The organism is Bacillus sp. CPT56D-587-MTF, assembly GCF_058792335.1.
This window is the reverse complement of sequence record NZ_JBYTEF010000001.1, coordinates 4,478,167-4,501,903: the sequence shown is the minus strand read 5'-3', so window position 1 is coordinate 4,501,903 and position 23,737 is coordinate 4,478,167. Positions and strand designations below refer to the sequence as shown.

At 37.3% G+C, this 23,737-nt stretch carries 21 protein-coding genes; 16 read left to right on the top strand and 5 right to left on the bottom strand.

Translation table 11 applies throughout. The features are described 5' to 3' along the window. Positions 1-76 precede the first annotated feature (76 nt). The 15 genes from AC3WVZ_RS23235 to gntP all read left to right on the top strand — a co-directional run bounded on the left by AC3WVZ_RS23235 (position 77) and on the right by gntP (position 17,103). Positions 77-1,471, top strand: a complete 1,395-nt coding sequence (locus tag AC3WVZ_RS23235; protein WP_000616738.1) for an isochorismate synthase — start codon at positions 77-79, stop codon at positions 1,469-1,471. Beyond that, a complete protein-coding gene (gene menD / locus AC3WVZ_RS23230; RefSeq protein WP_033696567.1) occupies positions 1,468-3,222 on the top strand; it encodes a 2-succinyl-5-enolpyruvyl-6-hydroxy-3-cyclohexene-1-carboxylic-acid synthase in 1,755 nt (584 codons plus the stop codon). Before AC3WVZ_RS23235 ends, menD begins: the two co-directional genes overlap by 4 nt. Next, a complete protein-coding gene (menH, locus tag AC3WVZ_RS23225) occupies positions 3,219-4,031 on the top strand; it encodes a 2-succinyl-6-hydroxy-2,4-cyclohexadiene-1-carboxylate synthase (RefSeq protein WP_065382418.1) in 813 nt (270 codons plus the stop codon). The genes menD and menH overlap by 4 nt, the downstream gene beginning before the upstream one ends. A 68-nt stretch (positions 4,032-4,099) precedes the next feature. Continuing rightward, positions 4,100-4,918 carry a 1,4-dihydroxy-2-naphthoyl-CoA synthase gene (gene menB / locus AC3WVZ_RS23220; RefSeq protein WP_000963881.1) on the top strand — a complete coding sequence of 273 codons (819 nt, stop codon included), beginning with the start codon at positions 4,100-4,102 and terminating at the stop codon, positions 4,916-4,918. A gap of 245 nt (positions 4,919-5,163) precedes the next feature. Further along, complete coding sequence (locus AC3WVZ_RS23215) at positions 5,164-6,609, top strand: o-succinylbenzoate--CoA ligase (protein WP_233936595.1); 1,446 nt, start codon at positions 5,164-5,166, stop codon at positions 6,607-6,609. Next, positions 6,610-7,716, top strand: coding sequence for an o-succinylbenzoate synthase (menC, locus tag AC3WVZ_RS23210; protein ID WP_233935466.1), 1,107 nt, complete (start codon positions 6,610-6,612; stop codon positions 7,714-7,716). It begins immediately after the preceding gene. A gap of 240 nt (positions 7,717-7,956) precedes the next feature. Beyond that, positions 7,957-8,655, top strand: a complete 699-nt coding sequence (locus AC3WVZ_RS23205) for a response regulator transcription factor (RefSeq protein ID WP_000822489.1) — start codon at positions 7,957-7,959, stop codon at positions 8,653-8,655. After that, a complete protein-coding gene (locus tag AC3WVZ_RS23200; RefSeq protein ID WP_000002604.1) occupies positions 8,648-9,754 on the top strand; it encodes a sensor histidine kinase in 1,107 nt (368 codons plus the stop codon). The genes AC3WVZ_RS23205 and AC3WVZ_RS23200 overlap by 8 nt, the downstream gene beginning before the upstream one ends. Positions 9,755-9,836: 82 nt before the next feature. Beyond that, positions 9,837-10,697 carry a M15 family metallopeptidase gene (locus AC3WVZ_RS23195; protein ID WP_233935465.1) on the top strand — a complete coding sequence of 287 codons (861 nt, stop codon included), beginning with the start codon at positions 9,837-9,839 and terminating at the stop codon, positions 10,695-10,697. Between the two features lie 359 nt (positions 10,698-11,056). Further along, the gene (locus tag AC3WVZ_RS23190; protein WP_233935464.1) at positions 11,057-12,157 is read left to right on the top strand and encodes an amidohydrolase/deacetylase family metallohydrolase; all 1,101 of its coding nucleotides are present in this window, start codon (positions 11,057-11,059) and stop codon (positions 12,155-12,157) included. Continuing rightward, positions 12,135-13,238, top strand: coding sequence for a DgaE family pyridoxal phosphate-dependent ammonia lyase (locus AC3WVZ_RS23185; protein WP_000510099.1), 1,104 nt, complete (start codon positions 12,135-12,137; stop codon positions 13,236-13,238). The genes AC3WVZ_RS23190 and AC3WVZ_RS23185 overlap by 23 nt, the downstream gene beginning before the upstream one ends. 1 nt (position 13,239) lies before the next feature. After that, positions 13,240-13,995, top strand: coding sequence for a 2-dehydro-3-deoxy-phosphogluconate aldolase (gene dagF, locus AC3WVZ_RS23180; RefSeq protein WP_000181907.1), 756 nt, complete (start codon positions 13,240-13,242; stop codon positions 13,993-13,995). After that, positions 13,988-15,004 carry a sugar kinase gene (locus AC3WVZ_RS23175; protein WP_001227516.1) on the top strand — a complete coding sequence of 339 codons (1,017 nt, stop codon included), beginning with the start codon at positions 13,988-13,990 and terminating at the stop codon, positions 15,002-15,004. The genes dagF and AC3WVZ_RS23175 overlap by 8 nt, the downstream gene beginning before the upstream one ends. Beyond that, the gene (locus tag AC3WVZ_RS23170) at positions 15,004-15,729 is read left to right on the top strand and encodes a GntR family transcriptional regulator (protein ID WP_000539278.1); all 726 of its coding nucleotides are present in this window, start codon (positions 15,004-15,006) and stop codon (positions 15,727-15,729) included. The genes AC3WVZ_RS23175 and AC3WVZ_RS23170 overlap by 1 nt, the downstream gene beginning before the upstream one ends. Positions 15,730-15,777: 48 nt before the next feature. Further along, positions 15,778-17,103: a gluconate permease GntP gene (gene gntP / locus AC3WVZ_RS23165; RefSeq protein WP_233935462.1), complete on the top strand. Its 1,326-nt coding sequence runs from the start codon at positions 15,778-15,780 to the stop codon at positions 17,101-17,103. Between the two features lie 84 nt (positions 17,104-17,187). On the opposite strand, the gene AC3WVZ_RS23160 is transcribed toward gntP, so the two are convergent. Both AC3WVZ_RS23160 and AC3WVZ_RS23155 read right to left on the bottom strand, forming a co-directional pair. After that, on the bottom strand, positions 17,188-17,859 hold the full coding sequence (locus AC3WVZ_RS23160) for a YqeB family protein (RefSeq protein ID WP_233935460.1): 672 nt from the start codon (positions 17,857-17,859) through the stop codon (positions 17,188-17,190). A 45-nt stretch (positions 17,860-17,904) separates the two neighbouring features. After that, positions 17,905-18,498, bottom strand: a complete 594-nt coding sequence (locus tag AC3WVZ_RS23155; protein WP_000132248.1) for a TetR/AcrR family transcriptional regulator — start codon at positions 18,496-18,498, stop codon at positions 17,905-17,907. A 277-nt stretch (positions 18,499-18,775) separates the two neighbouring features. Between AC3WVZ_RS23155 and AC3WVZ_RS23150 the strand changes: the two genes are divergently transcribed. Then, positions 18,776-18,967 carry a YjcZ family sporulation protein gene (locus AC3WVZ_RS23150; RefSeq protein WP_001290392.1) on the top strand — a complete coding sequence of 64 codons (192 nt, stop codon included), beginning with the start codon at positions 18,776-18,778 and terminating at the stop codon, positions 18,965-18,967. Positions 18,968-19,020: 53 nt separating this feature from the next. Here AC3WVZ_RS23150 and AC3WVZ_RS23145 read toward each other — a convergent pair whose 3' ends face one another. Genes AC3WVZ_RS23145 through AC3WVZ_RS23135 form a run of 3 tightly spaced genes read right to left on the bottom strand, consistent with a single transcriptional unit; the run spans position 19,021 to position 23,722 of the window. Then, positions 19,021-20,997: an FtsX-like permease family protein gene (locus AC3WVZ_RS23145; protein ID WP_000144951.1), complete on the bottom strand. Its 1,977-nt coding sequence runs from the start codon at positions 20,995-20,997 to the stop codon at positions 19,021-19,023. Then, positions 20,994-21,746 carry an ABC transporter ATP-binding protein gene (locus AC3WVZ_RS23140; protein WP_000393250.1) on the bottom strand — a complete coding sequence of 251 codons (753 nt, stop codon included), beginning with the start codon at positions 21,744-21,746 and terminating at the stop codon, positions 20,994-20,996. The genes AC3WVZ_RS23145 and AC3WVZ_RS23140 overlap by 4 nt, the downstream gene beginning before the upstream one ends. A gap of 20 nt (positions 21,747-21,766) precedes the next feature. Further along, the gene (locus tag AC3WVZ_RS23135) at positions 21,767-23,722 is read right to left on the bottom strand and encodes an ABC transporter permease (protein WP_000145009.1); all 1,956 of its coding nucleotides are present in this window, start codon (positions 23,720-23,722) and stop codon (positions 21,767-21,769) included. Between the last annotated feature and the right edge of the window lie 15 nt (positions 23,723-23,737).

The following is a 23,737-nucleotide window of genomic DNA, read 5'->3' as shown; positions in this document are numbered from 1 at the left end:
CAGGCCTTTCGTTTGAGGTGTATCTTAAAATCAAGCGTAATTATGACTATTTTTCGCCCATAGGGGGGAGACAATTGTGATTCAAACGAAACAAAAAGGCTTGCAAGAAGTTCTTATTGCAGCTATCAAGCGTGCAACTAACGAAAAAACATTGGTTAGTTTTGTAAAACAAATAGACTGGGTGGATCCGCTTCTGTTCTATGCAGCAGGAAAAAGGATTTCATTCGAAAATAGATGTTATTTTGCAGACCCGGCTCAGCATGTAATATTTGCAGGAATTGGCTCTGTTTTCACTATAGCAAATTCTTCTCATAAGCGCTTTCAAACCGCTCGCGACGAGTGGGAGAAAGTAAAAGAGAATGCATTTGTCCAAAGAGATGAATATGAATTTGGAACGGGTCCGCTTTTATTTGGTGGTTTTTCATTTGATCCAGAAAAAGAGAAAACGGACCTATGGAAAGAATTTAAAGATACGACATTTTCACTACCAGCATTTTTATTAACTGTAAAAAATGAAAAAGCATGGTTAACGATGAATACATTTGTTTCAGCAACAGATTGTGCAGAAACTCTTTCTAACGAAATGATTTCTTTAGAAGAGAAGATTTTGGGAGAGAGTAAATGTGCGCTAAACGGATCGAAATTGACTGTTATTTCTAAAGTAGAAGTGGATCCGAAAGGCTGGATGAAAGCAATTGAAAAAGTACAAGATGAGATGAAGCAGGGTAACGTGCAGAAGGTTGTATTGGCGAGGGAACTAAAAGTAGAGATGAATCATTCGATTGATTCTGCTCTTGTTTTAGAAGCACTTCGCATTGGTCAACCGGATTGTTACGTATTTTCTTTTGATTATAAAGGAGCATGCTTCTTAGGAGCGACGCCTGAGAGATTAATTCGCAAAGAAGATGAGAAATTTACATCGATGTGTCTTGCGGGTTCAATCGGTCATGGTCATTCTATAGAAGAAAGTAAGCGAAATAGTAATGCGCTTCTTCATGATGAAAAGAATTTAGCTGAACATGGGTATGTTGTTAACATGATCCGCTCGGTACTAAATGAACATTGCGAATACGTTAATATTCCGGAAAGCCCAGGTTTATTAACAACGAAAAACTTAATTCACTTATATACGCCTGTAGAAGCAAAAGGCGATGCGAGTCTTTTAACAATGGTAGAAGAATTACATCCAACACCAGCTCTTGGCGGGACACCTCGTTTGGAAGCGATGAAACTGATCCGTGATGTTGAATTGTTAGACAGAGGGTTGTATGGTGCACCGATTGGCTGGATAGATGATGAAGGAAATGGTGAATTTGCGGTTGCGCTGCGCTGCGGATTATTAAACGGCGAGAAAGCATCCTTATTTGCCGGTTGTGGTATTGTAATTGATTCAATCCCGCAGCTTGAATATGAAGAAACAAGTTTGAAGTTTAGACCGATGCTTGGTGCTTTGGAGGAATTAATGAAATGAACAATCATATAGAAGCATTATCATATTATTTAGGCGCGTTCGTGGATGAACTGACGCGTCTAGATGTATGTGATGTTGTCATTAGTCCAGGCTCACGGTCAACGCCGATTGCTTTACTAATGGAACAACACGAAGGAATGAACACATATTTACATGTGGATGAAAGATCAGCAGGATTTTTCGCGCTCGGTATTGCGAAAGCAAAAAAACGCCCAGTAGCATTATTATGTACGTCAGGAACAGCAGCAGCGAACTATTATCCAGCTGTATGTGAAGCTTTTCATTCAAGGGTCCCACTTATCGTCTTAACAGCGGATAGACCGCATGAATTAAGGGATGTTGGTGCACCACAAGCAATGAATCAATTTAATTTATACGGTACTTTTGTGAAACAATTTACAGAGATGGCACTGCCAGAAGCAAGTGAAGCGATGTATCATTACGCTCGTATGACGACGCAGCGTATAGTAGCAAATGCTTGTTTAGCGCCGCAGGGTCCTGTTCATCTTAATTTTCCAGTTCGCGAGCCACTTATCCCTGATTTCTCACTAGAAAGCTTATGGGATAAAGGACGTAGTGAATATACAGGAGTAGTTCAGCAAGGAAACGCGGTGATGCCGAGTGAATATGTAGATTCTCTTGTAGGGCGCCTTTCACATATGGAAAAGGGGCTTATTATTTGTGGAGATGATAGTCATGCAGAAATTGCAATGTTTGCAACGCAACTAGCTGAAAAAACTGGCTATCCTATATTAGCAGACCCACTTTCTAATATTCGTAGCGGACACCACGATAAAACGATGGTAATTGACTGTTATGATACATTTTTACGAAATGAAAAGTTAAAAGAAACATGGAAACCGGACGTTTTAATTCGCTTTGGTGGTATGCCTGTTTCTAAATCATTAACGCAGTTCATAAAAAAACAAACAAAAGCAGTTCATATCGTTGTCGATGAATCAGGACAATGGAGAGATCCAGCTCTTGTTGCGACAGAAGTTGTGCAAGCAAGTGACATTGAATTCTGCAAGGCATTAATAGAAAAAATGCCAGTTATGAAAAAGAATGATTGGTCCCTAATGTGGCAACATATAAACGAAAAAACGAAGGAAACGCTTCGTGAAATGGAAACATATGAAACTGCATTTGAAGGAAAGGTTATTACAGATATTGTGCGCGTATTACCAGAAGACGCAACGTTATTTGCGAGCAATAGTATGCCAATTCGTGATACAGACTCATTCTTCTTCACATCGGATAAAAACATCCATGTGATGGCAAACCGTGGTGTAAATGGTATTGATGGAATCATTTCGACAGCTCTAGGAGCAAGCGTTATTTGCGACCCACTTGTATTAGTAATTGGTGATTTATCATTTTATCACGATTTAAATGGACTGTTAGCAGCGAAATTACATGAATTAAATATAACAATTGTCGTTGTAAATAATGATGGTGGGGGTATTTTCTCATTCTTACCACAGTATGAGAAAAAGGAACATTTTGAATCATTATTTGGAACACCAATTGGACTTGATTATGAGCATGTTGTCAAAATGTACGGCGGTTCATTTAGCCGTGTAAATGGTTGGGAGCAATTCCGAGAAGAAGTTCGAAAAGGAACGACGACAGAAGGTTTACACGTTGTGGAAATTTGTACGAATCGTGATGAGAACTTAACATTGCACCGTACATTATGGGCAAAAACGATGGACGTAATTACTACATCTTTACAAGGTGAATCAAAATGAAAGTAACGCTGCAAGGTGTATCGTATGAATATGAAGTAGTCGGAAGCGGGGAACCACTTCTACTTCTTCATGGTTTTACGGGAAGCATGGAAACGTGGCGTTCTTTTATCTCTTCATGGAGTGAGCAGTTTCAAGTTATTGTAGTTGATCTTGTTGGGCACGGAAAGACGGAGAGTCCTGAAGATGTTGCGCATTATGATATCCGAAATGTGGCATTGCAAATGAAAGAACTATTAGATTACCTTCATATTGAAAAAGCACATATACTTGGCTATTCAATGGGCGGTAGATTGGCGATTACGATGGCATGTCTATATCCAGATTATGTACACTCTCTTTTATTAGAAAATTGTACAGCTGGGTTCGAAAACGAAGCAGATAGAAAAGAACGTCGTGAAAAAGATGATCGACTTGCCGATAAAATTGAGCGAGAAGACATAGAAAGTTTTGTATCCATGTGGGAAAATATTCCGCTTTTTGAAACGCAAAAACGTTTAGCAAAAAACGTACAAGAAGCGGTGCGAAAAGAACGACTTGCTAACAACCCAAAAGGGCTCGCAAATAGCTTGCGGGGCATGGGAACGGGGGCTCAGCCTTCATGGTGGGATGAGCTGAAAAACTTAAAAATACCTGTTCTTTTAATGAACGGAGAGTATGATGAAAAGTTCTTTCGTATATTAAAAAATATTGAAAAATGCATGTCTGATGCGAAATTTGTCAAAATTCATGGTGCTGGCCATGCAATTCATGTGGAACAACCGGAAAAGTTTGATACAATAGTAAAGGGATTTCTAAAAACTATGCAGTGATACTTTTTTCAGCAAGAAGGAAGCCACGCTTATAGGTGAAATCAGAAATATACAAGGAGGTAGTTGTAATGGCTATTGAATGGGTAAAAGAAGGCAATTACGAAGATATTATTTATTCAACATACAATGGTATCGCAAAGATTTCGATTAACCGTCCTGAAGTACATAACGCATTCCGCCCAAAAACGGTAATGGAGTTAATCGACGCTTTTGCACAAGCTCGTGATGATGCAAATGTTGGCGTTATCATTTTAACAGGTGAAGGTGGACGTGCATTCTGTTCTGGCGGCGACCAAAAAGTTCGCGGTCATGGCGGATATGTAGGTGATGACCAAATCCCACGTCTAAACGTATTAGACTTACAACGTCTAATTCGCGCAATTCCTAAACCAGTTATCGCAATGGTAGCAGGTTATGCAATCGGTGGTGGACACGTACTTCATATCGTATGTGACTTAACAATCGCTGCAGACAACGCTGTATTCGGACAAACAGGTCCTAAAGTAGGAAGCTTTGACGGTGGATACGGAGCTGGTTACTTAGCTCGTATGGTAGGCCACAAGAAAGCTCGCGAAATTTGGTACCTATGCCGTCAATACAACGCTCAAGAAGCACTTGATATGGGCTTAGTAAACACTGTAGTACCATTAGAAGAGCTTGAAGCAGAAACAGTACAATGGGCACAAGAAATTTTAGCAAACAGCCCAATGGCACTTCGTTTCCTAAAAGCTGCATTCAACGCAGACACAGACGGTCTAGCTGGTATTCAACAACTAGCTGGAGATGCAACGTTATTGTACTACACAACTGACGAAGCAAAAGAAGGTCGCGACGCATTCAAAGAAAAACGCAGTCCGGACTTCGGTCAATTCCCTCGTTTCCCGTGATCAAACCAAAAGCGGAAGCGGCTTGCTTAGAACAAGAGGGCGTTGGAACTCCTGACGTAGAGGCGCTTTTTGCCTCGTAGGCTAAGGTTCTTTCGCACAGAAAGTGTTTTTTACTTTCTCGTGCGGAAGGTTCTTAGACGGAAGGGGCTAGGAGGCGTAGCTGGATAAGACCAAACCGGAAACAAAACAACTAAGAGACTTGATATCATATCAAGTCTCTTTCTTTCATGAAAGGAGAATGAATGATGGAGACGATGCCAAATTGGTTAATGCAACGTGCATTTTTAACACCAGATCGCACTGCAATTGAAATAGAGGAAGAGAAAGTTACTTTTATGGAGCTGCATGAAAAAGTAGTATCTGTTTGTGAACACCTCACGCATGTTGGAGTGGAGCGAGGGCAAAAGGTGGCTGTTCTGATGAAAAATAGTATGGAGATGATTACAGTTATTCACGCCCTATCTTATGTAGGTGCAGTAGCTGTGCTTTTAAATACGCGTCTTTCAAGAGAAGAGCTACTTTGGCAAATGGATGATGCTGAAGTTGTTTGTTTAGTAACGGATCAAGATTTTGATGCTAAAGATGTTCCTGTTTATTCATTAGCCGAAGTGATGAATGGACCAAAAGAGGAAGCCTCTATACAAGAAGAGTTTTCTTTAGAAGAAGCGATGACAATTATTTATACGTCTGGGACGACAGGCAAACCGAAAGGCGTTATTTTAACGTACGGCAATCATTGGGCAAGCGCAGTCGGTTCGTCGTTTAATTTAGGACTTCGTGATGATGATTGTTGGTTAGCCTGCATGCCGATGTTCCATGTTGGCGGGCTATCTCTTTTAATGAAAAACATTATGTATGGCATGCGTATTTTACTTGTTCCGAAATATGATGCTGATTTTATTCATAAAGCACTTCAAACGAGAGGAGTAACAATTATTTCTGTCGTTTCTAAAATGTTAACTGATTTATTAGAGCGACTTGGGGCAGAGACATATCCATCTTCTTTACGATGCATGTTACTTGGCGGAGGACCAGCGCCAAAACCACTATTAGAAGCATGTGTAGAAAAAGGAATTCCTGTATATCAAACGTACGGTATGACAGAAACATCTTCGCAAATTTGTACGTTATCCGCAGATTACATGTTAACGAAAGTAGGATCAGCTGGAAAACCACTATTTCAGTGCCAACTTCGTATTGAAAAAGATGGCGTAGTAGTACCGCCGTTAGTAGAAGGCGAGATCGTAGTAAAAGGACCGAACGTAACAGGCGGTTACTTTAACCGTGAAGATGCGACACGAGAGACTATTCAAAACGGATGGCTTCATACTGGCGACCTCGGTTATTTAGACGAAGAAGGGTTTTTATACGTATTAGATCGCCGCAGTGATTTAATTATTTCTGGCGGAGAGAATATATACCCAGCTCAAATTGAAGAAGTGTTACTCTCCCATCCGGCAGTAGCGGAAGCTGGCGTTGTCGGTATGTCTGACGACAAATGGGGACAAGTACCAGCTGCTTTTGTTGTGAAAAGCGGGGCGGTAACAGAAGAAGAAATTCTTCATTTTTGCGAGGAGAAATTAGCGAAATATAAAGTGCCGAAGAAAGCATGTTTCTTAGAGGAATTACCACGTAACGCTTCGAAAAAATTGTTAAGACGAGAGTTAAGACAATTAGTGGAGGAGATGTAGGTGGAAATAAAAAAAGCGACACTGTATATAACGGAAATGCCACTCGTAATCCCGTTTGCTACAAGCTACGGGACTTACGAAAAGCGTGAGAGTATCGTTATTGAATTAGAGGATACGGACGGGTACATTGGATTTGGGGAAGTCGTTGCATTCTCTGAACTGTGGTATACGGAAGAAACGGTGAAGACAGCGCTGCATGTACTGCAAGACTTTTTAATACCTGATTTATTAAAGGCTGAAATTTCTCATCCGAATGAGGTACCGGGTCTATTTCAACATATAAAAAGAAACCGAATGGCAAAAGCCGGAATAGAGGGGGCTGTTTGGGATTTATATGCGAAGCGTCAAAAGAAATCGCTAGCGACATTGCTTGGCGGAACGAAGTCTGAAATTGAAGTCGGCGTTGTAATTGGCCTTAATACGATTCCAGTTATGTTAAAACAAATCGAGAAGTACGCGGAAGAAGGATACGAGCGTTTTAAAGTGAAAATAAAGCCAGAGCATGATTACGAATTATTGAAAGAGATTCGTAAAGAGTTCCCAGGTATCCCGTTAATGGCTGATGCAAACTCAGCATATACATTAGGGGATACGGAGAGGCTAAAACGACTAGATGAATTCCAATTAATGATGATTGAACAACCGTTAGCGGATTACGATTTTCTTGATCACGCAGAATTGCAAAAGAAAATTGAAACGCCGATTTGTTTAGATGAAAGTATTCATAGTTTAGAAGATGCACGCGTTGCGATTACGCTTGGCAGCTGCCAAATTGTGAACATTAAACCAGGGCGAGTGGGCGGATTAACAGAATCAATCCAAATCCATAATTATTGTATGGAACATAACGTACCCGTTTGGTGCGGTGGTATGGTAGAGATGGGGATTTCACGAGCGCAAAATGTTGCTCTTGCGTCATTGCCTAACTTTACGATTCCAGGAGATATATCTGCTTCTAGTAGACATTGGGAGCAGGATATTATTTGGCCGGAAGTGATGCTTGAGGGCGGGAAAGTGATGGTGCCGCAAAGCGTTGATGCTGAGTATGAAGTAGATCGCGGAAGATTGGAAGAAATTACGAAGCAGCGGATTGTGTTTGAGCGGTAAATGGAAGTTTCATTAGGATGCCCGCAAATAGCGAGAGGATTTTGTCGTTCATTGTCGGTAAGTCGATATATTTCAATAATTGCTGATATAATTTGAGTTACGGTCGATATAATTGGAAAATCGCTGATATAATTTTATTTACCAAGGTTACTCTAACGAGTAGCCTTTTTGTATTGTACAAATTGGATAGACTAGTTTACAATCGAGCGTATAAAAATGGAATGAAAAAGGGGGAGTAAAATGAAGCGCATTTCAATTTTAATAGCGGATGATGAGGCAGAAATTGCTGATTTAATTGAGATACATTTAGAAAAAGAAGGGTACCACGTCGTGAAAGCAGCTGATGGAGAAGAGGCAATTCATATTATTGAAACGCAGCCAATCGACTTGGTAATTTTAGATATTATGATGCCGAAAATGGATGGGTATGAGGTGACGCGTCAAATTCGCACGAAACATCATATGCCGATTATTTTTTTAAGCGCGAAAACTTCGGACTTTGATAAGGTGACAGGTCTTGTACTAGGCGCGGATGATTATATGACGAAGCCTTTCACACCGATTGAATTAGTTGCACGTGTAAATGCACAACTGCGTAGGTTTTTTACGTTAAATCAACCGAAAGTAGCGGAGAGTAAATCAGCTTTAGAACTAGGCGGAGTCGTAATTAATCCCGAGCGTAGGACGGTTGATGTATATGGTGAGCAAATTGAATTAACGCCGAAAGAGTTTGATATTTTATATTTATTAGCGAGTCATCCGAAGAAAGTGTACAATGTAGAAAATATTTTTCAGCACGTATGGGCAGACGATTATTATGAAGGTGGAAATACAGTAATGGTACATATTCGTACGTTGCGGAAGAAACTTGGAGAAGATAAAAGAAAGGATAAATTAATAAAAACAGTGTGGGGAGTAGGTTATACTTTTAATGGCTAATATGATGAAAAGTTTTCGGTTTAAAATGATTGCCTTATTTGCGTTAAGTATGGTACTTGCAGCAACTGTAACTTATATAATTTATAAAGGATTGCAGCTGTATTATAAAACGATGGTTCGCTACGAAGAGCCTTTAGCACAATTTAGGTCAATGGTAAGGGAATTTGGAGACATTAATTTCTTTTTAATTTTCTTTATTCCGTTATCTATTATCTTTTTCTTCTTTTTGACAAAACCGTATTTAAAATACTTTGATGAAATTTCTAATGGGATTCATCATCTTGCGAACGGTAACTTTACGAATAAAGTTCAAGTTTCATCAAATGATGAGTTTGGAAATATCGCGCGTGAAATAAATGTTGCAAGTGAAAAGTTAAAAGAAGCTGTTGAAAGAGGAGACTTTGCTGAAAGTAGTAAAGATCAGCTTGTTGTGAATTTAGCTCATGATTTAAGAACACCATTAACATCCGTGTTAGGATATTTAGATTTAATTCTTAAAGATGAAAATTTAACAAAAGAACAAATTAAACATTTCTCCACAATTGCATATACAAAATCGCAAAGACTGGAAAGTTTAATTGATGAGCTATTTGAAATTACACGTATGAATTATGGCATGCTAAATCTGGATAAAAAGCCGATTGATATAAGTGAGTTGCTTATACAGTTAGAGGAGGAATTGTATCCGTTATTAGAAAAACATCATTTAGAAGCTAGATTGAATGTGGCTCCTCATTTACCGATGCACGGTGATGGAAAATTGTTAGCTAGAGTATTTGAAAACTTGTTAACAAATGCCGTTCGTTACGGCTATGATGGACAATTTGTTGATATGAATGGGTATGTTGATAATGGAGAAGTTGTCGTACAAATTATGAATTACGGAGATAGCATCCCGGAAGAAGATTTACCGTATCTTTTTGATATGTTCTATACAGGTGATAAAGCAAGAACTGAGAACCGTGGCGGGACAGGCCTTGGACTATTTATTGCGAAAAATATTGTCGAGCAACATAACGGTACGATTTCTGCTGAGAGCAATGTAGTTAGAACGATATTTGAAGTACGATTGCCAAAAGACGAGAATGTAACAATTTAATAAAAATTTAAACTTTACCCCACTTTTTATTTTAATAGTTTTTTCTATTCTATACGTAAGTTACGTTAAGGAGGAACTAGAAATGAAAAAGTGGGTATTTATTTCTTTTTTTATAGTATGCACAGTATGTGTAGGCGTTTATATATCACCGTTATTTCAAAAGGAAATCGACGTTAAAATTGTCGGGAAAGATGAGCTAGTAAAGGCGGCAAACACCGATGGGAAAGAGATTACGAAGGAACAAATTTATAAGGGCGATTTATTATTAGTTAACAGGGATTACCCAGTAAAAAAAGATAGTATTAGGTCTGATATTATAAATGTAAATCATAATAGTGAATTAGTGAGAGGCTATGTAATATTTGATAGAAATCTTCGTTTATCAAAGGATGTTGTGAAAAAGTTTTTGAACGTTGTCGATGCGGCTGGAAAAGAAAGTGTTAACCATTTTTTGATTAGTAGTGGCTATAGAGATTTCCAAGAGCAAAAACAGCTATATGAGAGAATGGGATCTGATTATGCACTTCCAGCAGGATACAGTGAACATAACTTAGGATTATCACTGGACATTGGGTCTACTCAAAAGAAAATGGAGAAAGCGCCTGAAGGAAAATGGATTGAAGAGAACGTATGGAAGCATGGCTTTGTATTACGTTATCCGAAAAATAAAAGTAACATTACAGGCATTCAATATGAGCCATGGCATATACGTTATGTAGGCTTACCTCATAGCGCAATTATGCAAAAAAAGAATTTCACACTAGAGGAATATTTAGAGTTTTTAAAAGAGGAAAAAGAGATTTCAACTGAAGTTGAAGGTAAGAAATATACTGTTTCTTATTATAAAGTTTCTGAGAATATGAAAGTGAACGTTCCAGCAAACAAGCAGTATGAAATTTCCGGGAACAATATGGATGGGGTTATTGTGACGGTTCAGGAATAGAGAAAAAAGCTGTGCCATTTGGGACAGCCTTTTCTTATATAAGAAAGGAAGTGACGTTTTTTGTCGGTAAATCGATATTCTTTGTCGAATCGTTAATATATTATAAGTTATGATAGATATAATTGAAAAATCGTTGATATATTGTAAGTTATGATAGATATATTCAAAAAATCGTTGATATAATTTCCTATACTATTAGCATTTTGGAGGAGCATCTTTTTATTCGCTTTTAAACATTATAACGTTATATTTACTTCTCCCTTTTTTTGTGTTACGCTAAACGTGTGAAAGAGATATAAAAATGAAACTTTAATGTAAGCGTATTCTTATGGCTTCTTATAGAAAAGGGTGGAAGTACAATGACAGAACGATTCGTACTACGTAATGTGAAACGTGTGAACGGGGAAGAGATTGACATTGTAATTGAAAATAATAAAATCGCACAGGTGACGAAAGCTGGTGCTGGCGAGGGTGGAAGGATTCTTGATTGCTCTGGTACTTACGTATCGAGTGGCTGGATTGATTTACACGTTCATGCTTTTCCAGAGTTTGATCCGTATGGCGATGAAGTGGATGAAATTGGCGTTAAGCAAGGGGTAACGACAATTGTTGATGCGGGTAGCTGCGGAGCTGATCGCATTGCAGATTTAGTAAAAAGTAGAGAACAGGCAAAGACAAATTTATTTGCCTTTTTAAATATTTCTCGCATCGGTTTGAAACGAATTGATGAATTATCCAATATGGAATGGATAGATAAAGAGAAAGTAATAGAAGTAGTAGAAAAGTATAAAGATGTAATCGTTGGGTTAAAGGCGAGAATGAGTAAAAGCGTCGTTTGTGATAGTGGAATTGAACCGCTGCATGTAGCGCGCTCTTTATCCCGTGAAACATCATTACCGATTATGGTACATATCGGTTCAGCGCCTCCTCGCATTGAGGAAGTTGTACCTCTTTTAGAAAAAGATGATGTTATTACACATTACTTAAACGGGAAAGAAAATAATTTATTTGATGAAGAAGGAAAACCGCTACCTGTGTTACTAGATGCAGTGAATCGCGGCGTACATTTAGATGTTGGTCATGGTAATGCTAGTTTTTCTTTTAAAGTAGCAGAGGCGGCGAAGCGTCACGGTATTGCCTTTCATACAATTAGTACAGATATTTACCGAAAGAATCGTATACACGGTCCAGTGTATAGTATGGCTCATGTTCTTTCGAAATTCCTTTACTTAGGTTATCCGCTAGAAGAAGTGATTGATGCGGTTACGAAAAATGCGGCAGAGTGGCTTAAGAAACCAGAGCTTGGCCGTATTCAAGAAGGAGATATTGCAAACTTAACTTTATTTACGGTTAAAGATGAGAAGGTTACGTTAATTGATTCAGAAGGGGATCAGCGCATTGCTGAAAGAAGGATTGATACGAAAGGGGTTGTAATTAATGGGTCATTCATTGAATGCTAAGTACGGATTAAAAAGAGTAATTAATGCGAGCGGTAGAATGAGTATTTTAGGTGTATCTGCTCCTACAGATACGGTAATGGATGCGATGAAACATGGTGGACAAAATTATGTGGAAATTGCTGATTTAGTAGATAAAGCAGGAGACCATATTGCGAGAATTCTAGATTCAGAGGCAGCGGTCGTTGTGAATTCAGCATCGAGCGGAATTGCGCTTTCTATCGCTGGTATCGTTACAGAAGGAAATCGCCGTAAAAGTGAAAGACTTCATCAAGAAGTAATCGCGAAAAACGAAGTGATTATGTTAAAAGGTCATAACGTTCAATACGGTGCTCCTGTTGAAACGATGATTTACTTAGGCGGCGGTAAACTTGTAGAAGTTGGCTATGCAAATGAAGGGAAAGCAGAGCATATTGAAGATGCAATTGGTGAAAATACAGCAGCGATTCTGTATGTGAAATCACATCATGCAGTGCAAAAAAATATGATTTCTGTTGAAGAAGCATGGGAAGTTGCGCAGCGAAATAAAGTACCGCTTATCGTGGATGCAGCAGCTGAAGAAGACATTCAAAAATATGTGAAGTATTCAGATCTTGCTATTTATAGCGGTTCAAAGGCAATTGAAGGACCTACTTCTGGTATTGTGGGCGGTAAAAGAAAGTATATTGAATGGCTGAAAGTGCAATTACATTGTATCGGAAGAAGCATGAAAGTTGGGAAAGAAACAACTTTTGGTTTACTTCAAGCACTTGATGAGTACGGAGTAAAAGAAGATAAGAGCGAGCAAGAAAAAGAATTGCTACAAGTACTTATGCCGCTAAAAGAATTAAATGGTGTAAATGTAACGATCGTTCAAGATGAAGCTGGAAGAGCAATCTTTAGAGCACGTATTCATATTAACGAAAAAGAGTTAAATAAATCGGCAAAAGACGTTGTGGCTGCATTACGCGACGGGGAAATTGCAATTTACACACGTGATTACGGAGTAAGACAAGGGTTCTTTGATATCGATCCACGTCCACTTCAAGGTGATGACATACATGTAATTGAAGAAAAAATGAGAGAAATTGTAGGGGGAAACTAAAATGACAAACATTCAAAAACGTTTTTATAAAGGCCGCGTAGCATTAAATGTATTGGCAAACAATATAGAAAATGCGAAAGATATTTTTGAAGCAGCAGAAGGTTATGTAGTAGTGGGAGTGTTATCAAAAGACTATCCAACAGTAGAAGAAGCTGTTACAGCTATGAAAGCATATGGAAAAGAAATTGATGACGCTGTATCAATCGGACTAGGCGCAGGAGATAATCGCCAAGCGGCAGTTGTGGCTGAAATTGCGAAGCATTATCCTGGTAGCCATATTAACCAAGTGTTTCCTTCAGTTGGAGCGACACGTGCAAATCTTGGCGAAAAAGATAGCTGGATTAATAGTTTAGTATCGCCAACAGGAAAAGTAGGTTACGTAAATATTTCTACTGGCCCAATTAGTGCGGCTGGAGAAGAAAAAGCAATCGTTCCAATTAAAACAGCGATTGCACTTGTACGTGATATGGGCGGAAATTCATTGAAGTACTTCCCGATGAAAGGGCTAGCCCATGAAGAAGAATATCGCGCAGTTGCGAAAGCTTGTGCGGAAGAAGGATTCGCATTAGAGCCAACAGGCGGAATTGATAAAGAAAACTTCGAAACAATTGTACGTATTGCGCTTGAGGCAAATGTAGAGCAAGTTATCCCGCACGTGTACTCTTCTATTATTGATAAAGAAACTGGTAACACGAAAGTAGAAGATGTGCGTGAATTATTAGCAGTCGTGAAGAAGCTAGTTGATCAATATGCGTAAGAAAATTGCAGCGTTCGGCGAAGTAATGATGCGCCTGCAAGTACCTGGATATGAATTGTTGTCGCAAGCTAACACGTTAAATTACTCATTTTCAGGTACAGGTGTGAACGTTGTAGCGGCACTTTCTCACTTAGGGCATGAAGGGCTTCTTATTTCAACTTTACCGGAAAATTCGGTTGGAGATGCAGCTGTATCTTACATTCAAAAGTTAGGAATTCAAACTTCTCTTGTTTCAAGAGGTGGTAAATATGTAGGTATGTATTTTTTAGAAAATGGATTCGGTGCACGTGCAAGCCGCGTTACGTATTCGAATCGACTAGAAAGTAGCTTCAATACGGCGTCTGAAGAGATATACCAATTTGAAGAAATTGCTAAGGAAATTGATATCGTTCATTTTTGCGGTATTACACTTGCGATGAATGATACGGTGCGCCATCATATGAAGTCTTTAGCGAGAGCAGTTAAAGAAAACGGAGGAACCGTCGTTTTTGATTGTAATTATCGTCCATCACTTTGGGGAGAAGACGGATATGAACAGGCAAAACCGCATTATGAAGAAATGCTGGGACTTGCTGATATCGTTATGATGAACGAAAAAGATGCAATGTTTGTTTTAGGAATAAAAACCGAAGAAACGGAGCGAGAGGCGCAACTTGTTGATCTTATTCCAAAGGTAGCTGAAACGTATCATATCGCTACAATCGCTGGTACTCATCGCTCTATTAACAGTGATAATACACATTCGCTTCGCGGGTTTATATGTAAAGATGGAACGTTCACTTTTGCAAAAACACTTACGTTTTCTGTATATGATAGAATAGGTGCTGGAGATGCTTATACGAGCGGAATTATTCATGGCGAGATAAAAGAGTTCGCACCAGAGAAAGCTGTTTCATTTGCGTCAGCAGCTGGAATGCTAGCACATACAATCGTCGGTGATACGCCAATGTCATCAGAGAAGGATATACTTCGGGCAATGACGGCATCAGTAGGTGATGTAGAAAGGTAGTGGGTGTAACGGTGAACGTAACGAGAAAAAAAGGACCATTATATTTGCAAATAAAAAATATTATTCGTGATCGAATATTGCATGGTGTATATGCGATTCATACGAATATCCCTTCCGAACCGCAGTTAGAAGAAGAGTTCAAAGTGAGTAAAATTACAGTGCGAAATGCGATTAAAGAACTCGCTCAAGAAGGATATTTGGAAAAGAAAAGCGGTAAAGGAACGAAAGTCATCCGCAATACTTCTGCGACAAAACTGTCAAAGGGTAAGAAATTTACTGAAGTGTTAGTGGAAGAAGGATATAAAGTACAGAAGAAATTGCTAAAAGCAGAAATTGTGCAGAATGAAGAAGGAACAGTGCCATTTCGATTATTCGGTAAGGAGAGTTTTCGTATTGAACGTTTATATACGTTAAATGATGCACCGTACATTCATTATACGCACTATTTCTCAGCAGGAATGGCAAGTTCAGATTTATCGGATTTTGACTTGCAATCGCTTTATGATTTAGTTGAAGACCGAGGTATTCATTTAGAAAACTTCAGAGATGAATTCGCTGTTGGACTCGCGCCTAGTTTCGTTGCAGAAGCGCTAGGTGAAAAAGAGGGGACAGCGCTATTAAAACGCATGCGTTATTCTTACGATGAAGTTGGCGAAGTAATTGAATATAGCGAAGGCTACTACAATACAGAAATGCAGCATTATGTAGTGAATTATGACGTATAAAAAAGAGGGGATTTTCCCTCTTTTTTTATAAAGTAAGGAGAATGGGAGATGGATATATACTTATTAATCGTCACGTTACTTGCAATTGCGATTGTTATTTTAGGGGTATCATGGTGGAAATGGCATGCATTTATTAGTTTAATAGTTGCGAGTTTGTTTTTAGCTATCATGTCTGGACTGAACTTAACGAAAATAGTGACTGCCTATGAAACTGGTGTTGGTAGTGTACTAGGGCATTTAGTTGGTATTTTAGCTCTCGGAACAATTTTAGGGAAAATGATGTCCGATTCAGGGGCCGGCATGCAAGTGGCAGATTTCTTTATTCGATTTTTCGGTGTAAAGAAACTACCTTGGGCTATGTTATTTGCAGGATTTGTTATAGGGATTCCAGTGTTTTTTGAAGTGGGGATCGTCATTTTATTACCACTTGTTATTTCCATTCGAAAAACGACGAAGCAAAATATATTATTAATTGCGTTACCTGTCATTGCAGGATTATCTATTGTTCACGGGCTCGTGCCTCCGCATCCAGGGGCGATGACAGCAATCGGTATTTATAACGCGAACTTAGGAAAGGTACTTTTATATTCATTAATTATCGCGTTACCAACAGCCATTATCGCAGGACCGATATTTGCAAAGTGGGTACATAAAAGGGTGATACCTGAAAATGAACCAGAGCTTATTCGGGTTACGACTGTCTCAACTGATTTGCCAAGTCGTAAAGTTTCATTCTTTATTATTTTACTACCAGTTGTATTGATGATTTTATCAGTAGTTGCACCATATATTTCATTACCGAAAAAATTGACTGAATTTTTCGTGTTTATAGGAAGTCCAGTAATCGCCTTACTTATTTCATGTTTCGCAGCATTTTATTTACTTGGTATCAAACAAGGTATTAATAAAAAGATGATTAAAAAATTAACAGATGAAAGTTTATTGCCTGTCGGTTCTATTATTTTAATAATTGGTGCAGGCGGTGGATTTAAACAAATATTAATTGAAAGCGGCGTTGGAACAGCTATTGCACAAATGGCAGAACATATTTCGTTATCACCAATCGTATTAGCTTTCATGGTAGCTGGTTTAATTCGAATTGCAACAGGTTCAGCTACAGTAGCATTAACGACAGCAGCAGGGATTGTTTCACCAGTTATTCAGCACATGTCTGGTGTGAATTTAGAGCTTCTCGTTATTGCAACCGGTGCAGGTTCATTAATGTTTTCTCACGTAAATGATGCAGGGTTCTGGCTTGTAAAAGAGTATTTAGGTTTGACGGTGAAGGAAACGTTTAAAACGTGGACGGTACTCGAGACATTGTTATCATTTATTGCATTTGGTTTTGCTCTTTTGTTGAATATGTTTCTTTAGGAGAGGAGATCAGATTTAAACGAATAAAACCTACAGAGGAAATGTAATTTCTCTGTAGGTTTTATTCGTTTTTTGTGCTTTCTATTACTTAATGGAACGGACATACTGATCTTCTCCATCGTCTTTGACAAAGACTCCTAGCTCATTCAAATCTTTGCGTAAATGCTTCTTTTTTTTAGAGTTTCCTTCTCGAAGGGCATTGCGTCTTTCATACAAAATAGTATTTATGCTTTTATTAAATCGCTCATCCTCTAATTTCCATAAGCTATACTCATGTTTATAAGAATCTTGTTCCACCCAGGGGAAGCCGTGCATTAAGAAAGTATCTTTAATTTTGCTTGGGGTAATGTCAGATGTTTCACGTAACCATTCTCGGTCTTCTTGATCAATGATAACCACTTGACGCTTATCTACAAAAACGGCTTTTACATTTAATCTGGTGATTTGTTTCTTTTGATCGTCCTTATTCACGTGAATGCTTTCCGAAGTAATGTTCATTTTTAAAGCTTCACTATAAATAATTAAAGAAAATAAAATTCCTGCAATAACACCAATTAGCATGAGGATAATAGGAAGCCAGAAGGGATTAATAAAATTTAAAAGTTCTATAATTTTTGAATCAGAAAAGAGAGGAATCTTTTTTATAATCTCTATTAATTTAGGTGAAAAATATCCAATAATTCCTAAAAGGATTGGGCTTACTATAGCAAGTAATTTTTCTAAAAAACCTAATCCAATGACAGATGCCTTTTTCATGTGTAGTTCATCCTTTCATATATATTTTTTTAATCAAGGCATGTTTTAAACAGTGAGTTTCTTCACCATTTTTATGAGCTCATCTGAGTAATTTTCTATGGATATAGATGAATTTGCCTTCAGCATTCTTTCTTCGATTGCTCCTAAAATAAATGAAGCTAATGTGTCGGTTTGGAAAGAATCGGAAAACACGCCATTTTGTTGACCAGTCTTCAAAATATCTAATAACATCGTTCTAAGAGCATCCTCCTCTTCGTCGTCTTCGATTCTGTAATAAGGAACGTTCTCTTCATTTCTTGCATTAAAGACAATCTCAATTAAGGCAATATTATTTTTGTAATGAGTTTCTTGATAAGCCAAATGCGCTTCAATAAAAGCCTCTAGTTTATTTATTTCAGATTGAGCTAATAGCACTCGATTACTAATAAATTCATGTTGCTTGGCAACTAAAAATTGTAATGTGCGATTCATAAGGTAAAGCTTATCATTAAAATGATAAGAAATAAGTCCGGTACTAATCTTAGCCTTTTTTGCTACCTTCGTTAAGCTTAAGTTGTTATATCCAACCTCTTCTAATGTATCAATACATGCAAGAATAATTTGTTCACGCCTAGCCTCTGCAATAAAAGAATCAGTCACGCTATTCAACTCCTAATTTATATGATTTGAATGTATAATCAAAAAATTGATTGGTCATTCAATTAAATATTAGTAAGAAATTAAGAGTATGTCAAATGTTTTATGCTTACATCTGGATAAGGCTCATTCGCTTTTTAATAAAGCCCAATTCCTAAAACAAGCCCGTTTTTAGGTAAGCCAAGCTTCTTATTCGCCCTGAAAACATAATATAAATGGAATCCCCTCATTTAGAGCAAGGTGAACTTGTTATGAATGATACTAAAGGAGGAATAGGGTAATGAGCGAAAAGTGTGAACACAGACATGATGATTGTAACCGCAGACATGGTTGCGGAGGCGGTTTTGCGCTTCTAATCGTATTGTTTATTTTATTAATTATCATCGGTGCTAGCTGCTTCGGCGGAGGCGGCGGTTGTGGTTATGGTGGTTACGGCGGTTATGCTGGCGGCTACGGCGGATATTGCTGCTAATTATTAAAAACTATTGAAAATAGCCTTGTGCATATTGCACAAGGCTATTTTATTCATATTTTTATATGCTGTGATAATTTATTAATGTAAAGAGAACGGATTAAGAAGAAGAAAATGATCTCGATAATCCCGAAAAAGGTGAGTACGATACATGTCTCTTTTAATAAGGAGAAAGAAAACATGCTTTGTAAAAACTTAACTGCAAATAATGTGTGAACACCAGCAACGACATAAGGAACGAAAAATAAAATTCCTAATTGAATCGTTGCAGAGCGAAACATTTCTGATTCAGTTAAGCCAAGCTTTGTAATCGTAATATACTTTTGTCTTTCAGTTGTTAAGTCATTATACATACGGAAATATAAAACACTAGCTGCTCCGATAAAGAAAATAAAGCCGAGAAATGCCCAAATAAAGAATTGAGCGACTGCATTTCCTTTACTATGAACGAGTTCATCCGTAGCTGTATAAATATAAAATGGTTTAATGAAATCTTCTTCATTTTTATGTGCTTCATACAAGGTTTCTGCATCATGATTTAAGCTTTTTAATATATTTTTTGTTGGGACAATTGCATTTTCCCAATTTTCCACGAAGTAGTTATAGACTGTAATTGTTTCAATATGAGGAATCATATTTTCAATTACTTCATCTTGCATCACAATTAAGTGAGGTAATGCAAAGGGAGGCTCAATTCCTCTATTAATAAAACCTTTAATTTGAAATTCCTTTTTATTAGAGCCAAGTGTAATCGTGTTCTGCTTCGCAAATGGGTTAGACACGAGATTTAATAACACTGGTGAATAGCGAGAAATATTATAAACTTGTGAAGAATCGAGAGTGATTTTTGGTCTGTTTAATTGCTGTGCTATTGCGTTATAATCACTCATTTTCATAATGGCAATTGATTCTTTTGAAGCTGTATCTTTTAAAACGGTAAATTTATATTTGTCATATTGAAAATTAGCATTTGTAAGTTCAGTTTCAATCGTAGTAATATGCTTTTGTTCAAATGCATTAACACCTTCTGATGTATAGGTGAATGGTATTGGATATCGTTCTAGTATGGGTGCTTTCGTATTATTGTTTGCAGCAAATAACCCGATAATAATTGTAAATGCAAGTGCAGATAGCATAGAAACAATAAAGAGTACATTAATATTACTGCGTGTACGAGAAACTAAATCTGAAATCCATAACATATTTATTTGTTTTAAATAAAACTTTCTTCGTTTCTTTAAAATATAGATAAAGAGAAGAAATGTTTGTGAAAAAAATAAATACGTCCCAACTACTACAAGCGGTAAAATAGATAGCATAATTAAGAATACAGATCCATTTTGTGCATTTTTTTCCGTTATGTAGCCTTGCGGATAACCAGCAATATAATAGCATAGTCCTAAACAAGTTAAAGCAAATAGTGAAATCAGTATAGATGGTTTTTTTTCGCTCTTCTCTTTGTTAACGCCCTTAATAAGCTTCGTTGTTTTTCGAGTACGAATAAACATTGGTGTAAATGTAGAAACGATTAAAAATAAGATGATAAACGTTACGGTTGTAACGATAATCGCTTCTGTTGGCCAATATAAATAGAGACCTTTCGCGTTTGTTAATTTCGAAGTGACTAATAAGAAAAAGTTAGAAAATACAAGTCCACCTTGAATGCCGATAAAGATAGACAATATCCCGATTATCATATTTTCAGTAAATAACAGTCTCTTTAATTGTCTCTGTGAGATACCGAGAATGGTGAGTATCCCGAATTGCTGCTTCCGTACATTTAAAAATGTTCCAATTGAATATAAGAGAAAGAAGAACGAGAACATAACAATCACAAGCTGTGCTGTACTAGCTAAGTTCATTAGAGGATCACGTTCTTGGAAACTTTGTACACTTTGTAACCGCGGGTGATACGCGTATACAGTAAATGAAAAGAAAACCATGATAGAAAACGCACTACTTACAAAGTAGGCGAAATATGCTTTCGAATTACGTGAGACATTTTTAAATGCGAATTGCCAAAATGTCATCCACGTCTTCCTCCTAATAATGCTAAAACATCTAATATTTCTTGATAAAATTTCTCACGGTACAATCCGCGGTGTAGTTCATTGTAAAGCTCTCCATCTTTAATGAAAATAACACGGTTACAATAACTTGCTGCAAACGGATCATGGGTAACCATTAAAATCGTTGCATCTTCTTCTTTATTTAATTTCGTAAATAGCTCCATTACGTCAATTGCCGCTTTTGAATCTAAGTTTCCTGTCGGTTCATCGGCAAGTAGAAGTGAAGGATGATGAATGACAGCACGTGCTACTGCGGTACGCTGTGCTTGTCCCCCGGAAACTTCAAAAATACGCTTGTCCAAAATATGATCAATTCCAAGCTTTTTTGAAATGTTATCAAGCTTTTCATCCATTTCTTTTAATGGAACATTATCTAATGTTAAAGGTAGTACGATATTTTCACCGATTGTTAGTGTATCTAGTAGGTTAAAGTTTTGGAAAACAAATCCTAACTCTTGGCGGCGGAAAATAGCTAACTTCTCTCTACGAAATGTGTGCGGTTTTTTTCCGTTAATCACGACATCACCAGAAGTCGGAGAATCGATTGTAGAGATAACGTTTAAAAATGTAGATTTCCCGCTACCAGATGGTCCCATAATGGCAACGAATTCACCTTTATCCACGTGTAAATTTATATTTTTTAAAGCAGTATGAGGGACTTTTCCCTCATATACTTTTGAGACGTTTTTTATGTGTAATACTTCTTCCATAGTAATCACCTTTCTACTTTTTAAAACTTAATGTGTTGTGATAATTTTTGCATATAAAAGGAACGAATTAAAAGGAAAAATAAAATTTCAACTGTTCCAAAAATCATAAGTACGACTGTAATTTCAGCGAAGAACGAGAGATGTAATATTTCTTGTAGCATCTTTGTCGCAAACATCGTATGGATTGATGCCATAATGTAAGGCACGAAGAAAAGAATCGCAAGCTGAATTGTCGCTGAACGTTTCATTTCAGTCTCAGTTAAGCCAATTTTCGTAATCGTTATATATTTTTCTTGCTCATTTGTTAAATCTGTATACATTCGGAAGTAAAGAACACTACCAGCACCGATAAAGAAAATAACACCTAAGAAAGTACCAATTAAGAAGAATGAGGCAACATTTAGTTTTTTCTTATATAGAGAATCGCTCGCTTCACTTGCATGGAAAGGTGGGTGCTCTGCTTGAATAGCTGCATTATCGTTATGGATTTTTGTTATAAACGATGAACCGATATTATGTGCTTTTTCCCAATCTGTAACTTTGAAGTTATATACACTCATTTGTTTGGAAACTGTGGATAAGGCTTCTACATTTTCATCAGATAGTATGAGTAATTGGTATATTAAGCTGTTTGGGAATGGGCTATAACTTTTATATTCTTTCACTTGTAGTTGTAAATTGTTTTGAGTAAGTGTAAGAGTATTTTTCTTTTCTTCATTGTGAAGTGTTCCAATAACTTGATCATCTAAGTCTTTCATAAGAATATAAGATTCATTCTTATTTACCGTGAGTTTTTCCAAATTTAATGCTTTAGCAAGTACATTATAGTCACTTTGTTTAATTGCGTAATAGAGCTGCGTGTTATCTTCAGCTGAAGATACCTCATATATATCCGTTTTAAATTTTGTATAAGTAAAGTGCCCTTCATTAAATTTCTGCTCTAACCAGTTTAAATGTTCATCAGCTAATGTATTTTCAGTATGCGATAAATACGTAAACGGGAAAGGGTTTTGTCTAATTGCATCAAACTTTGTAAATTTCCCAAAACCGTATAAGAATGTAATCATTGTAAAAGCGAGTGTTGATAGCATCGCTACAATAAAGAGCATGTTAATGTTTGTCCGAATGCGCGCTGCTAAATCCGAAATCCAAAGCATATTAATTCGTTTCATATAAAACGTTCTTCGCGTTTTTAAAATACGAATAAGTAAAAAACTAATTTGTGAAAAGAAAAAGTATGTTCCAGCTGCAATAAGCGATGGGATGACAAATATACTAGAGACGGCGTATAAAAGCCCAATGATGTCACCTAGCGACATAAAATACAACGGATTTGCGGCTAACGCATATCCACATATTAAACACGTCGCACCAAATAGAGAGATGAGCACGGATGCTTTTCTTTCTTTTTGTTGTGTTCCTTCTTTTAAAAGACGTACGGCTTTTCTCGTACGAATGAGCATCGGTGTAAAAGATGATACGAGAATGAAGAGCCCAAGAAAGATGATGATAGTTAAAACGATAGCACTTGTAGGCGGATATAAATATAAACCAGGTACGTGTGTAATTTTGGCGGTAACTAATAAAAAGAACTGTGAAAAGACAACTCCAAGTTGAATGCCAAAAAATATAGAAAGAGCACCAATTAACATATTTTCTATAAATATGAGTCGCTTTAATTGTTTTTGAGATATGCCAAGTACTGTTAAAATCCCGAACTGTTTTTTTCGTACTTTTAAAAAGGTCCCGATTGAATACAGTAAAAAGAAAAATGAAAAGAACACAATGACAACTTCTGAAATTGTCATTAATATGTTCAGAGAATAATTCACGTCTGTCATATGCAATTTAGGATGAAATAAATAAACTGCAAATGAGAAAAAGATTGCGATGGAGAACGCACTGCTTACAAAATAGGCGAAATAAGCTCTGGCGTTCCGCGTCACGTTTTTAAATGCAAACTGCCAAAATGTCATTCACCTGAACCTCCT

Excerpts from the sequence above, each read along its gene's own strand:
- AC3WVZ_RS23150 (WP_001290392.1), top strand. The coding sequence starts at position 18,776 with ATGAGCGAAAAGTGTGAACACAGACATGATGATTGTAACCGCAGACAT.
- AC3WVZ_RS23185 (WP_000510099.1), top strand. The coding sequence starts at position 12,135 with ATGGGTCATTCATTGAATGCTAAGTACGGATTAAAAAGAGTAATTAAT.
- AC3WVZ_RS23200 (WP_000002604.1), top strand. The coding sequence starts at position 8,648 with ATGGCTAATATGATGAAAAGTTTTCGGTTTAAAATGATTGCCTTATTT.
- AC3WVZ_RS23135 (WP_000145009.1), bottom strand. The coding sequence starts at position 23,722 with ATGACATTTTGGCAGTTTGCATTTAAAAACGTGACGCGGAACGCCAGA.
- AC3WVZ_RS23140 (WP_000393250.1), bottom strand. The coding sequence starts at position 21,746 with ATGGAAGAAGTATTACACATAAAAAACGTCTCAAAAGTATATGAGGGA.
- AC3WVZ_RS23195 (WP_233935465.1), top strand. The coding sequence starts at position 9,837 with ATGAAAAAGTGGGTATTTATTTCTTTTTTTATAGTATGCACAGTATGT.
- dagF (WP_000181907.1), top strand. The coding sequence starts at position 13,240 with ATGACAAACATTCAAAAACGTTTTTATAAAGGCCGCGTAGCATTAAAT.
- AC3WVZ_RS23215 (WP_233936595.1), top strand. The coding sequence starts at position 5,164 with ATGGAGACGATGCCAAATTGGTTAATGCAACGTGCATTTTTAACACCA.
- menB (WP_000963881.1), top strand. The coding sequence starts at position 4,100 with ATGGCTATTGAATGGGTAAAAGAAGGCAATTACGAAGATATTATTTAT.
- menD (WP_033696567.1), top strand. The coding sequence starts at position 1,468 with ATGAACAATCATATAGAAGCATTATCATATTATTTAGGCGCGTTCGTG.
- AC3WVZ_RS23205 (WP_000822489.1), top strand. The coding sequence starts at position 7,957 with ATGAAGCGCATTTCAATTTTAATAGCGGATGATGAGGCAGAAATTGCT.
- gntP (WP_233935462.1), top strand. The coding sequence starts at position 15,778 with ATGGATATATACTTATTAATCGTCACGTTACTTGCAATTGCGATTGTT.
- AC3WVZ_RS23160 (WP_233935460.1), bottom strand. The coding sequence starts at position 17,859 with ATGAAAAAGGCATCTGTCATTGGATTAGGTTTTTTAGAAAAATTACTT.
- menH (WP_065382418.1), top strand. The coding sequence starts at position 3,219 with ATGAAAGTAACGCTGCAAGGTGTATCGTATGAATATGAAGTAGTCGGA.
- AC3WVZ_RS23190 (WP_233935464.1), top strand. The coding sequence starts at position 11,057 with ATGACAGAACGATTCGTACTACGTAATGTGAAACGTGTGAACGGGGAA.
- AC3WVZ_RS23175 (WP_001227516.1), top strand. The coding sequence starts at position 13,988 with ATGCGTAAGAAAATTGCAGCGTTCGGCGAAGTAATGATGCGCCTGCAA.
- AC3WVZ_RS23145 (WP_000144951.1), bottom strand. The coding sequence starts at position 20,997 with ATGACATTTTGGCAATTCGCATTTAAAAATGTCTCACGTAATTCGAAA.